The following is a 12,080-nucleotide window of genomic DNA, read 5'->3' as shown; positions in this document are numbered from 1 at the left end:
CTCAGCCTCTCGGATCCGGGAGCAGCGAGCCGTTGCGCTCGAAGTCCGCGATCTGACCGATTCGGCGGATGTGGCGCTCGTCCTCCGAGAACGGCGTCGCGATGAAGGTATCGATGAACGAGGTGACCTCGTCGAAGGAATGCTGCCGCGCCCCGATCGAGATCACGTTCGCGTCATTGTGCTGGCGGGCCAGCTCGGCGGTCGACGTGTTCCACACCAGCGCGGCACGGACGCCCTCGACCTTGTTCGCGGCGATCTGCTCGCCGTTGCCGGAGCCGCCGAACACCACACCGAGCGTCTCGACACCGGCCGCCTGATCCGCGACGACGGCCTGCGCCGCACGGATGCAGAATGCGGGGTAATCGTCGAGCGCGTCGTACTCGATCGGCCCGTGATCCACGACCTCGTGTCCCGCGCCGCGGAGGTGATCCTGTAGCTGCGTGGAGAAGTCGAGACCGGCGTGATCGGTGGCGATATGGATGCGCATGGCATCCATCCTAGAAGCGCCGCGGGTCAGCGGGTGCTCACGGGGCCACGCCGGCGGCGGCCGGCTTGAATCCGGCGCGGACGTTCTCGCAGCAGCCCGGACGGCACACGTCGAACGCACCCGGCAGCGACGTCACGTGAGGGCGCTCCTCGTTGGGGCGGCCTTCCAGCCGCTCGACGATCAGGTCGACGATGCCGGTGACAAATGACGGCGCCACTCCGGGCGTGGGAGTGCGTGTGAAAGCCAGTCCGGCCTCTTCCGCAGCTTCGGCCGCCTCGGTGTCGAGGTCCCAGAGGACCTCCATGTGGTCGCTCATGAAACCGACCGGCACGACCGCCACGGCTTTCCGACCGCGCTCGGGGAGTTCGCCGATCACGTCGCACACATCCGGCTCCAGCCACGGCTGCGAGGCGGGACCCGAACGGGACTGGTAGACGAGCTCCCATGACACGTCCGCCGCCTCGGGGATGCTCTCGCGGACTCGATCCATGACCCACGCGGCGACCGCGAGGTGCTGCGCCGCGTAGGCGCCGCCCTCGCCCCAGTCGATGTCCCGCGCACCGGAGCGCTCCGCGTCGGCCGTCGGGATGCTGTGGGTCGAGAACAGGATCTGGATGTCCCCGGGGGCGACGCCCTGTCCGAGGAACGCCTCCACGGCCTCGCGGACGCCCGTCTCGAACGACTCGACGAATCCGGGGTGGTCGTAGAAGGGACGGATCTTGTCGATCGTCACCCTGTCGCCGAGCTTCGTCTCCTCGAGCACCCGTGCGAAGTCCTCGCGATACTGCCGGCAGCTCGAGAACGAGCTGTAGGCACTGGTGGCGAACGCGAGCAGCGTCGTCTTCCCGTCGGCGGCCGCCTCGGTCACGACCTCCTCGAGGTACGGACTCCAGTTGCGGTTGCCCCAGTACACCGGAAGATCGATGCCGCGGCGTGCGAGCTCGCCCTCCAGGGCCTCCTTGAGAATGCGGTTCTGACCGTTGATCGGGCTCACGCCACCGAAGTGGCGGTAGTGATGCGCCACCTCTTCCAGTCGTTCATCGGGGATACCGCGACCGCGCGTGACATTGCGGAGGAACGGGATGACGTCGTCCTGTCCCTCGGGCCCTCCGAATCCGGCGAGCAGGATGCCGTCGTACGCCGTCGGCGTCGACACGTAGGGCGCACCTTCGGCAGCGGCAGCAGAGGCAAAGAGGACGTGGTTCGGCTCGATCGCGGTCACCCCTCCATCCTTTCACCTTCCAGACGTGAGACAGGCCGCCGTGCTGGCGTAGGCTGTCATGGTTGCCGTGGGCGCCAACTGCGCTGGGTTGCGGCAGCATCCCCTCACCCCTGGGAGTACAGCTGTGCCTGGAGAGAACCTCACCCGCATCGAAGCGCAGGAGCGCCGCGACGTCATCGACACTCAGTCGTACGAAGTCTCGCTCGACCTGACGAAGGGTGCGGAGGTCTTCGGCTCCCGCAGCGTCGTCCGGTTCACCGCGACGCCGGAGAGCACCACCTTCATCGATCTGATCGCCCGCGACGTGCGCGAGATCTCGCTGAACGGCGAGCAGCTGGACCCCGACGAGGTCTTCGCCGACTCGCGCATCGCACTCGCCGGTCTGCAGGCCGAGAACGTCCTCGTGGTCGACGCGGACTGCCTCTACACGAACACCGGAGAGGGACTCCACCGGTTCGTCGATCCCGTGGACGGCGAGGTCTACCTCTACTCGCAGTTCGAGGTCCCCGACTCCCGACGCGTGTTCGCGGTGTTCGAGCAGCCCGACCTCAAGGCGACGTTCCAGTTCACGGTCACCGCACCGGCGTCGTGGAAGGTCGTCTCCAACTCCCCCACGCCCGAGCCCATCGTGCACGACGACCACTCGGTCGCCACCTGGGGCTTCGAGCCCACCCCGCGCATCTCCTCGTACATCACCGCGCTCGTCGCCGGGCCCTACGAAGCGACGTTCTCCGAGCTCACCAGCGCCTCGGGCCGGGTGATCCCGCTCGGCGTCTACGGACGCAAGAGCCTCTGGCAGCACCTCGACGCCGACTACATCTTCGACAAGACCCGCGAGGGATTCGCATACTTCGAGTCGAAGTTCGGCGTCCCCTACCCGTTCGCGAAGTACGACCAGCTCTTCGTCCCGGAGTTCAACGCCGGCGCCATGGAGAACGCGGGCGCGGTGACCTTCACCGAGACCTACGTCTTCCGCAGCAAGGTGACCGACGCCGTCAAGGAGCGTCGCGTCGTCACGATCCTGCATGAGCTCGCACACATGTGGTTCGGCGACCTCGTCACGATGAAGTGGTGGAACGACCTCTGGCTGAACGAATCGTTCGCCGAGTGGGCGTCGACGATCGCGACCGCCGAGGCCACCGAGTGGACCGAGGCATGGACCACGTTCAACGCGATGGAGAAGACCTGGGCCTACCGTCAGGATCAGCTTCCGTCCACCCACCCGATCGTGGCCGAGATCAACGATCTCGAAGACGTGCAGGTGAACTTCGACGGCATCACCTACGCGAAGGGCGGCTCGGTTCTCAAGCAGCTCGCCGCCTGGGTCGGCATCGAGGAGTTCTTCGCGGGTGTCTCGCAGTACTTCCAGAAGCACTCGTGGGGCAACACCGAGCTGAGCGATCTGCTCACCGAGCTCGAGGCCACCAGCGGTCGCGATCTGAGCACCTGGTCGAAGAAGTGGCTCGAGACCGCGGGCGTGAACACGCTCGAACCGGTGATCGCCGACGACGTCGACGGCACCATCACGCGGTTCGCCGTGACGCAGACTGCTCCCGCGGACTACCCCACCATCCGCCCTCACCGCCTCGGCATCGGCTTCTACAACCTCCAGGACGGCGCACTCGTGCGGTCGCACTATGCCGAGGTCGACGTCGACGGAGACCGCACCGAGGTCCCCGAGCTGCACGGCCTCAAGCGCCCCGACCTGGTGCTGCTCAACGATGACGATCTCGCCTACGCGAAGATCCGCCTCGATGACCGTTCCCTCGCCACGGCGATCGAGCACCTCGCAGACATCCGTGATCCCCTCGCACGCTCGCTCGTGTGGGGAGCGGCGTGGGATCAGACCCGCGACGCCGAGACCGCCGCATCCGATTACATCGATCTGGTGCTGGGGAACATCGGCCGCGAGACGGAGTCGACCACGGTCCGTACGACCCTTGCGCAGCTGCGCACGGCTGCGACGCTCTACGTCACGCCGGAGGACCGCCTGACGGCCCGCCAGAAGGTCGCCGACGGTCTCTGGACACTCGCAGAATCCGCCGAATCGGGCAGCGACAGCCAGCTCCAGTTCGTGACGGCCTTCGCGAACGCGCTCGTCACTCCCGAGCACGCCGGCATCGTGGGTCGACTGCGCTCCGGCGAGGAGACGCTTCCCGGTCTCGAGATCGACGCGGACCTCAGCTGGCAGCTCCTTGTGGGCCTCGCCACGATCGGAGCGACGGACGCAGCATCCATCGATGCCGCGCTGTCCTCGGACAACACCTCGAAGGGCGGCGAGTTCGCCGCGCAGGCGCGTGCCGCGCTGCCGGACTCCGCCTCGAAGAAGGCCGCGTGGGCCTCGCTGATCGATCGTGACGACGCTCCGAACACGATCGTGCGTTCGGCCGCACTCGGCTTCGTCCACCCGGCGGGCGCCGAATCGCTCCGCGAGTTCGTTCCGGCGTACTTTGACATGCTCGTGCCGATCTGGGAGTCCCGCAGCTACCAGATCGCGCAGTACCTCATCGTCGGCCTGTTCCCCACCGCCATCGCGGATGTCGAACTGCGCGATGCGACGCGGGCCTGGCTGTCCGCGAATCAGGACGCCGCACCGGCACTCCGTCGTCTCGTGCTCGAGAACCTCGCAGACGTCGAGCGGTCGCTCGCCGCGCAGTCTCGCGACGCAGAGGACTGACCCGTCTCTCCCGATCAGGCCTCTGTGCGGTGCATCCAGCCCGCGCAGAGGCCTGATCGCTACTCTGGAGGGGATGATGCAGCCATTCGATACGAACCCTGACCCTGCAGAGACCCCACTCCCCGACTGGTGGATGGATGCTGTCACCGTGCTCCGGGACGTGGGCCTCCAAGCTCTCGGGGTCGTCGCGATCATCGGCGGCTGCATCCTGATCGGTCTGGTCCTCCGGGTGGTCATCCGACGCGTCGTGCACCGGATCGTCGACAGTGCGAAGAGCAAGGCAGACGTCGACGACACCCAGGCCCTCGAGCGATCTCCGCTCGCCGACATGCGCCTCGTGCAGCGGACGCGCACTCTCGGGACGATCCTGCAGAACATCGTCAATGTGATGCTCGTGGTGATCGCGATCGTGCTGGTGGTCAACCATCTGTCCCCCACCCTGCTCGGTTCCCTCACCCTGCTCACTGCGGCGGTCGGCGCGGGCCTCGGCTTCGGCGCTCAGAACATCGTCAAGGACGTGCTGAACGGCATGTTCATCGTCGCGGAGGATCAGATCGGCATCGGCGACGTCGTCGATCTCGGTCTCGCGTCAGGCGTCGTCGAGTACGTGAGTGTGCGCATCACCCAGGTCCGTGATGTGAACGGCACCCTCTGGTACGTCCGCAACGGCGAGGTGCTCCGCATCGGCAACATGTCCCAGGGTTGGGCGCGCGCGATCATCGATGTCGGTGTGCCCGTCGACTCGGACTTCGACAAGGCCGAGCAGACCATGTTGGACACCGCGCTGGCGCTGGCCAAGGATCCGAAGTGGCGAACTCGCATCGTCGAGAAGCCGGAGCTGTGGGGTCTCGAGTCGATCGACGGCGACGCCCTGGTCATCCGTCTCGTGATCAAGGCTCGCGCGAACGCCAAGGACGACGTGGCGCAGGAACTGCGCAAGCGTCTGCGGTCGGCCCTGCTCGAGAACGAGATCGCGCTCCCGAGCATGACGACGGTCGTGCCCACCGGTCTCGACGGTGCACGCCGGGTTCGGGGTGCGAATCCGCCCAAGACCCGTCCGAACGCGGTCACCGGCGTGCCTGTGATCCCGGACAGGGGAATCTGGCGACGCAAGAAGACGAACGACGACGGGAGCTCCCAGAAGTGACTTTCTACGACGAGGTCGGCGGTCGCGACACCTTCGCGAAGATCGTGTCGGTCTTCTACCGCGAGGTCGCACTCGATCCTGTCCTGAAGCCGATGTATCCCGAAGAGGATCTCGGCCCCGCCGAGGAACGCCTGCTCCTGTTCCTCGAGCAGTACTGGGGTGGCCCCACGACGTACGGCGAGACTCGTGGCCACCCCCGCCTCAGGATGCGCCACATGCCGTTCCACGTCGACCCCGACGCGCGTGACCGGTGGCTCCGGCACATGCGAACGGCCGTGGACGAGGCGCAGTTGTCGCCACTCCACGAATCGACGCTCTGGGACTACCTGGAACGAGCCGCGTATGCCATGGTGAACACATTCGAGCCGTCCGGCATCGGCGCACCCTCCGCCGGGCGTCCCACGCTCGAGACGCGATCACGTCAGGAATCAACGGAGAGCACATGACGACCACGCCCCTGTCTGCAGACGTACTGGTCATCGGATGGGGGCTTGCCGGGCTCGTCGCGGCGAGTGAGGCGTTGGATGCCGGGCGTCGCGTGATCCTCGTCGACCAGGAGCCGCGCACGAATCTCGGCGGGCAGGCGTGGTGGTCGTTCGGCGGACTCTTCTTGATCGATTCGCCCGAGCAGCGACGGATGGGGATCCGGGATTCGCTCGCGCTGGCGACCCAGGACTGGTTCGGAACAGCCTCCTTCGACCGCCCGGAGGATCACTGGCCGCGCCGGTGGGCCGAGGCCTACCTCCAGTTCGCGGCCGGTGAGAAGCGCGCGTGGCTGCGCGAACGCGGCGTCACGTTCTTCCCCGTGGTCGGATGGGCCGAGCGAGGCGGATACGGTGCACTCGGTCCGGGCAACTCGGTTCCGCGATTCCACATCACCTGGGGCACCGGACCCGGTGTCGTGGCTCCGTTCGCCGCAGCAGTCGAACAGGGTGAGCGCGAGGGCCGGATCACGATCCTGCCCCGCCACCGGGTGACCGAACTCGTCACCACCGACGGAGCCGTCACCGGCGTACGGGGAACGATCCTGGAGTCGAGCCCCGCGCTTCGCGGCGTCGAGTCGTCACGGTCCGCGATCGGCGACTTCGAGATCAGCGCCGGAGCGACGATCGTCTCCTCGGGCGGCATCGGCGGCAACCACGATCTCGTGCGTGCGGCATGGCCTGCGAGCCTCGGCGTGCCGCCCGAGCACATGCTGACGGGGGTGCCCGCGTACGTGGACGGATCGATGCACGCCGTCTCGGACGCGGCGGGGGCTCGCCTCGTGAACGGTGACCGGATGTGGCACTACGTCGAAGGCATCACGAACTGGGATCCGGTCTGGCCGTCCCACGGCATCCGCATCCTCCCCGGACCCTCGTCGCTGTGGCTCGATGCCACGGGGACGCGATTGCCTGTCCCCCTGTTTCCTGGCTTCGACACGCTGGGCACGCTCGCCCACCTCCGCCGCACCGGCTACGACCACTCGTGGTTCATCACCTCTCGTCAGATCGTCGAGAAGGAGTTCGCCCTCTCGGGAAGTGAGCAGAACCCCGACCTGACGGGCAAGGACGTCGGTCTGCTGGTGAAGTCCCGACTGGCGAAGGGACCGACCGGCCCGGTGCAGGCATTCCTCGACGAGGGTGAGGACTTCATCGTCGAGAACGATCTCGAGTCCCTGCTCGAGCAGATGAAGCGGCATCCCGGCGGCGAATCGCTCGACATCGACCACGTCCGACGGGAGGTCGTGGCGCGCGACCTGGAGATGGACAACGAGTTCTCGAAGGACGCCCAGATCGGCATGCTTCGCTCCATGCGCGGATATCGTGGCGACAGGCTGATCCGCACCGCCGCACCGCACCGGCTCCAGGATCCGGCAGCAGGTCCGCTCGTCGCTGTGAAACTGCACGTCCTCACGCGGAAATCACTCGGCGGAATCAATACCGATCTCGACGGCCGTGCTCTCGGAGCCGACGGCGAACCGATCCCCGGCCTGTATGCCGCGGGCGAGGCGAGCGGCTTCGGCGGCGGCGGGATGCACGGCTACCGCGCACTCGAGGGCACGTTCCTCGGCGGATGTCTCTTCTCGGGCCGTCAGGCCGGGCGCGCTGCCGCGCGGTGAGGTCGTACGCGTCTACTGTGCGGAGCCCGTACCCCTGACGGCGGTCAGGCCCGACGCAACGGGACCTCGAGAGAGCACGTGTCCGCGACGGAAGGCGAGCCGAGTCCATCGCCCCGATTGCATGACCGGAACGTCCTCCTCGCCGGAGATGAAGCCGAACGCGTCCGCCGCGAATGCCACTCCGCGCGGCAGACCGCCGAGATCGTCATCGGGCTCGCCCCAGATGGCCGCACGGAGGGCTCTGACCGCCTCCTCGCCCGCGCCCGGCGTCGCTCCACGAGCAACGGCGCTGATCCCCCACTGGGCGCGTCGGGCGATCACGGATGCCGGCAGGGTCGACGTCGCCTGCCAGGGACCGCGCGGCGGGGCGACCCCGGCCCACGCGGGTGAGAGCCCGGTCTCTGGCAGCGTCAGGGCGCGCTCGTCGTCCGTCGCTGTGAGCGCGGCGACGACGACGTCGCACTCGAGTTCGGGGTCCGCCTGGACGACTCGCATCGCCAGCACGGTCGGAGTCTGATCGAACAGGCCGTGGGGAGAGAGCGCGGCGCCCGTCAGCGCGAGAACTCCCCTCGCTGCCTGCAGCCGAACCCCTTCATCGGAGATGCGGGTCGCTCGTCCGAGGAAGGTCAGAACGTCCTTGGCGGTCTCGGCGTCTGCGAGAAGAAGCTGGTGGGGCACACCCTCTAAACTAGCAACGCCAGATGCATCCGCAGTCGCGGGAAGGAAGTCATGACCGCCGACGCCCACGCGATCCGCACCGTCGAACAACTCCTCGACGTGCTCGATCTCGACTCGACGCAGGCTCGCACCACCGAGGACATCTTCACCGGTTCGTCGCATCCGATGCCGTCCGGACGGATCTACGGTGGCCAGGTGCTCGCGCAGACCCTGCTCGCCGCGGAGCGTACGCTGCCGGAGGATCGGGCCGTCCACTCCATGCACGGCTACTTCCTGCGGCCGGGCGACGCGAGTCAGGGAATCACGATCGCCGTGGATCGCATCCACGACGGGCGATCCTTCTCGACTCGCCGATCACAGGCCTATCAGAACGGCGTACCGATCTTCTCGATGATCGCGTCCTTCCAGGACGAGGATCCGGGACTCGAGCATGCCGTCCCCATGCCCGCCGATGTCCCCGGTCCCGACTCCTTGCTCCCCGATGAGCAGCGCGTCGACGGTCTGCCCTCCGGCGTCGTGCGGATGCTCAGTGATCGCGCGGCCGACGTGCGCCATATCGACTCGCCTCTGTTTCTGCCGAGCGCAGACGACCGCGTCCCTCAACAGGGTGTGTGGATGCGCATGAAGGCGCCGCTTCCCGATGACCAGCGCATCCACAGGGCGGCTCTCGCATACCTGAGCGACATGACGATCCAGGAATCGATCCTCCGGGCCCATGGCGTCTATTGGGGCCTGCCCGGGCTCAAGGTGGCGAGCCTGGACCACGCGATGTGGTGGCACCGTCCCGCACGTGTCGACGAGTGGTTGCTCTATCTACAGGAGTCCCCGAACGCGCGCGGCGGCCGTGGACTCGCCCAGGGACGCATCTACACGCAGTCGGGCGACCTCGTCGCCTCGGTCGCGCAGGAGATCATGGTCAGGGTGCCGGCACCGGCGTGATCCGGCCGGCGCCGACGAGTCGGCTCACCTCACCGGTGGGCGTACTCGATGGACGGCCCGACGTACGGTTCCCAGGCCTCGCGCATCTCCTGGGTGAGCCGCGTGGGTCGTCCGGTCTTCGCATCGACGAGCACGATGATGGCGGTGGAGCGCGCATAGATCGTACGAGGTTCCGCCGTCGGGTCGTTGTGCACCTCGTAGCAGACCTCGACGCTGGAGCCGCCGAGCTTGCCGAACCACATCTGCACTTCGAGCGGGCGCCGTTGATACGGCACCGGTGCGAGATACTCGATCTCCTGACGAGCGATGAGCGTCAGCGTTCCCTCGTCGATGCCTGAGTCGAGCACAGCGGTGGATGGCGCCTGCTCACCGGGACCCGCACGCCAGAACGCGCGTACGCGCGCCTCCTCGAGGAGCTTCAGCATCGAGGTGTTGTTGACGTGATTGAATGCGTCCAGATCCCCCCAGCGGAGGTGGATCGGGATGTGCAGCCGGGATCCCGGTGTCAGGTCGGACATCGGGCGGTCAGTCGCGCGTGAGCTTGCGGTGCGTCGAGCGGTGCGGCTTCGCCGCGTCTGCACCGAGGCGCTGGATCTTGTTCTCCTCGTACGCCTCGAAGTTGCCCTCGAACCAGTACCACTGGTCGGGCTTCTCGTCGGTACCCTCGTACGCGAGGATGTGCGTCGCGATGCGGTCGAGGAACCACCGGTCGTGAGTGATCACGACTGCGCAGCCGGGGAATTCGAGCAGCGCGTTCTCGAGGGAGCTCAGGGTCTCGACGTCGAGGTCGTTGGTGGGCTCGTCGAGCAGCAGCAGGTTGCCGCCCTCCTTCAGAGTGAGGGCCAGGTTCAGTCGGTTGCGCTCACCACCGGAGAGCACACCGGCCTTCTTCTGCTGGTCCGGCCCCTTGAAGCCGAACTTCGAGACGTACGCGCGCGAGGGGATCTCCGTCTTGCCCACGGTGATGAAGTCGAGCCCGTCGGAGACGACCTCCCACAGCGTCTTGTCCGGGTCGATGTTCGACCGGGACTGGTCGACGTAGCTGATCTTGACCGTCTCACCGATCTTGAGATCGCCCGCGTCGAGCGGCTCGAGGCCGACGATCGTCTTGAACAGCGTCGTCTTACCCACACCGTTCGGGCCGATCACCCCGACGATGCCGTTCGGCGGAAGGCTGAAGCTGAGGCCGTCGATGAGCGAACGCCCGTCGAACCCCTTCTTCAGGTTCTTCGCGTCGATGACGACACTCCCGAGTCGGGGACCCGCCGGGATCGTGATCTCCTCGAAGTCCAGCTTCCTGGTCCGCTCGGCCTCGGTCGCCATCTCCTCGTACCGCGCGAGACGTGCCTTGGACTTGGTCTGACGGCCCTTCGCGCTCGACCGCACCCACTCGAGCTCCTCCTTGAGGCGCTTGGCGAGCTTGGCGTCCTTCTTGCCCTGGATCTCGAGGCGTTCGCCCTTCTTCTCCAGATAGGTCGAGTAGTTGCCCTCGTACCCGATGAGCCGACCACGGTCGACCTCGGCGATCCACTCGGCGACGTGGTCGAGGAAGTACCGGTCGTGGGTGATCGCGATCACCGCGCCCTTGTAGGCCTGCAGGTGCTGCTCGAGCCAGAGCACGCTCTCGGCGTCCAGGTGGTTGGTGGGCTCGTCGAGCAGCAGAAGATCGGGCTTCTGGAGCAGGAGCTTCGCCAGCGCGACTCGGCGCTTCTCTCCACCGGAGAGAGGCGCGATGGCGGCATCGGCCGGCGGCGTGCGGAGGGCGTCCATCGCCTGCTCGAGCTGCGAGTCGAGGTCCCAGCCATCGGCTGCATCGATCTCTTCCTGCAGTGTGCCCATCTCAGCCAAAAGCGAGTCGAAGTCCGCATCCGGGTCGGCCATCAGCATCGAGATCTCGTTGAAGCGGTCGACCTTCGCCTTGATGGCGATGCCGTCCTGGATGTTCTCGATGACGGTCTTGCTCTCGTCGAGCTCGGGCTCCTGCATCAGGATCCCGACGGAGAAGCCGGGAGACAGCTTCGCCTCGCCGTTGGACGGCGTGTCCATGCCGGCCATGATCTTGAGGATCGTCGACTTGCCGGCGCCGTTCGGACCCACCATGCCGATCTTGGCACCGGGGAGGAATGCCATGGTGACGTCATCGAGGATGAGCTTGTCGCCCACCGCCTTGCGCGCACGAACCATCGAGTAGATGTACTCAGCCACCGAAAACCGCTCCTTCTGTTGGCGTCGAAGATCGACACTCCAGCCTACCGGCGATCGCAGGGCTCGCTACCGGAGCCGCCGTATCACCAGTCGATTGCCCGCGTCGCACCGACGAGACAGCGCCCCTCTGCGAGCTGGGGCATCACGACGGCGACGGGCTCGCCGGTCGACGGTCCCACCTGGCCGACGAGGCACTCCGCGTCGCCCCAACGCACCGCGAACTGCAGGCTCTCGACCGGGTTTCCGACCGTCGTGACGTCTGCGGTCACCTGCATGGCGGCCTTGTCGAAGCCGGCCGCCGTCAGGGCATCGATATACGCGCGGCCGGAAACCCTCTGCTCGGATACCCATACGCCGTCGGTCACGGCTGCGAAGAGCGGCAGGTTGTCCTCCGCACTGCCGTCCGCCACGAACACGGGACCTGCCGGAGATGCCGACGGCCCCGGCGACTCAGCGGCGTCGGTCGGACCCGGTGCCGGTGCGGGCGAGGCTGTCGGACCGCACGCCGTCAGCAGCAGCACCAGAGTCGTGCCGATGCCGACTGCGATCGCTGAACGCGGTGCGGAGGAGTCCGGTCGTCGAAGCACGAACCGAGTCTACGGGCGTCCTCCTCCGCACGCGTCC

General features: G+C 67.1%; 11 protein-coding genes. 5 read left to right on the top strand and 6 right to left on the bottom strand.

Annotated elements, in window-relative coordinates; translation table 11 throughout:
* Position 1: 1 nt before the first annotated feature.
* A complete protein-coding gene (locus SOM10_RS02420; protein ID WP_320488228.1) occupies positions 2 to 487 on the bottom strand; it encodes a ribose-5-phosphate isomerase in 486 nt (161 codons plus the stop codon).
* 37 nt (positions 488 to 524) lie between these two features.
* Positions 525 to 1,709 carry a ferrochelatase gene (locus SOM10_RS02415; protein WP_320488226.1) on the bottom strand — a complete coding sequence of 395 codons (1,185 nt, stop codon included), beginning with the start codon at positions 1,707 to 1,709 and terminating at the stop codon, positions 525 to 527.
* A gap of 124 nt (positions 1,710 to 1,833) precedes the next feature.
* Here SOM10_RS02415 and pepN point away from each other — a divergent pair, with 124 nt between their 5' ends.
* From pepN to SOM10_RS02395, 4 genes are all read left to right on the top strand, one after another.
* Entirely contained in the window at positions 1,834 to 4,386 is a 2,553-nt protein-coding gene (gene pepN, locus SOM10_RS02410; protein WP_320488225.1) for an aminopeptidase N, read from the top strand.
* A gap of 73 nt (positions 4,387 to 4,459) precedes the next feature.
* The gene (locus SOM10_RS02405; RefSeq protein ID WP_320488224.1) at positions 4,460 to 5,533 is read left to right on the top strand and encodes a mechanosensitive ion channel family protein; all 1,074 of its coding nucleotides are present in this window, start codon (positions 4,460 to 4,462) and stop codon (positions 5,531 to 5,533) included.
* Positions 5,488 to 5,979: a globin gene (locus tag SOM10_RS02400; protein WP_394194394.1), complete on the top strand. Its 492-nt coding sequence runs from the start codon at positions 5,488 to 5,490 to the stop codon at positions 5,977 to 5,979. Before SOM10_RS02405 ends, SOM10_RS02400 begins: the two co-directional genes overlap by 46 nt.
* Positions 5,976 to 7,634 carry an FAD-binding dehydrogenase gene (locus SOM10_RS02395; RefSeq protein ID WP_320488221.1) on the top strand — a complete coding sequence of 553 codons (1,659 nt, stop codon included), beginning with the start codon at positions 5,976 to 5,978 and terminating at the stop codon, positions 7,632 to 7,634. Before SOM10_RS02400 ends, SOM10_RS02395 begins: the two co-directional genes overlap by 4 nt.
* Positions 7,635 to 7,646: 12 nt before the next feature.
* Here the strand turns inward: SOM10_RS02395 and SOM10_RS02390 are convergent, their stop codons facing one another.
* Entirely contained in the window at positions 7,647 to 8,312 is a 666-nt protein-coding gene (locus SOM10_RS02390; RefSeq protein WP_187249618.1) for a hypothetical protein, read from the bottom strand.
* Between the two features lie 51 nt (positions 8,313 to 8,363).
* On the opposite strand from SOM10_RS02390, the gene SOM10_RS02385 reads away from it, so the two are divergent.
* Entirely contained in the window at positions 8,364 to 9,251 is an 888-nt protein-coding gene (locus SOM10_RS02385; protein WP_053096027.1) for an acyl-CoA thioesterase, read from the top strand.
* Positions 9,252 to 9,280: 29 nt separating this feature from the next.
* Here SOM10_RS02385 and SOM10_RS02380 read toward each other — a convergent pair whose 3' ends face one another.
* From SOM10_RS02380 to SOM10_RS02370, 3 genes are all read right to left on the bottom strand, one after another.
* Positions 9,281 to 9,769, bottom strand: coding sequence for an acyl-CoA thioesterase (locus SOM10_RS02380; protein WP_056278694.1), 489 nt, complete (start codon positions 9,767 to 9,769; stop codon positions 9,281 to 9,283).
* Between the two features lie 7 nt (positions 9,770 to 9,776).
* On the bottom strand, positions 9,777 to 11,456 hold the full coding sequence (gene ettA, locus SOM10_RS02375; RefSeq protein ID WP_053096025.1) for an energy-dependent translational throttle protein EttA: 1,680 nt from the start codon (positions 11,454 to 11,456) through the stop codon (positions 9,777 to 9,779).
* Between the two features lie 83 nt (positions 11,457 to 11,539).
* Positions 11,540 to 12,043, bottom strand: coding sequence for a DUF6993 domain-containing protein (locus tag SOM10_RS02370; protein WP_320488217.1), 504 nt, complete (start codon positions 12,041 to 12,043; stop codon positions 11,540 to 11,542).
* Between the last annotated feature and the right edge of the window lie 37 nt (positions 12,044 to 12,080).

This window comes from Microbacterium sp. CFBP9023 (assembly GCF_034045055.1).
Taxonomy (GTDB): Bacteria; Actinomycetota; Actinomycetes; order Actinomycetales; family Microbacteriaceae; genus Microbacterium.
Note: the sequence above shows the minus strand (reverse complement) of the source record. Positions and strands in the feature narration are given on the sequence as shown.

Bases quoted from the DNA above. Each gene is read 5' to 3' on its own strand.
- SOM10_RS02380 (WP_056278694.1), bottom strand. From the start codon at position 9,769: ATGTCCGACCTGACACCGGGATCCCGGCTGCACATCCCGATCCACCTC.
- SOM10_RS02405 (WP_320488224.1), top strand. From the start codon at position 4,460: ATGATGCAGCCATTCGATACGAACCCTGACCCTGCAGAGACCCCACTC.
- SOM10_RS02420 (WP_320488228.1), bottom strand. From the start codon at position 487: ATGCGCATCCATATCGCCACCGATCACGCCGGTCTCGACTTCTCCACG.
- SOM10_RS02385 (WP_053096027.1), top strand. From the start codon at position 8,364: ATGACCGCCGACGCCCACGCGATCCGCACCGTCGAACAACTCCTCGAC.
- SOM10_RS02395 (WP_320488221.1), top strand. From the start codon at position 5,976: ATGACGACCACGCCCCTGTCTGCAGACGTACTGGTCATCGGATGGGGG.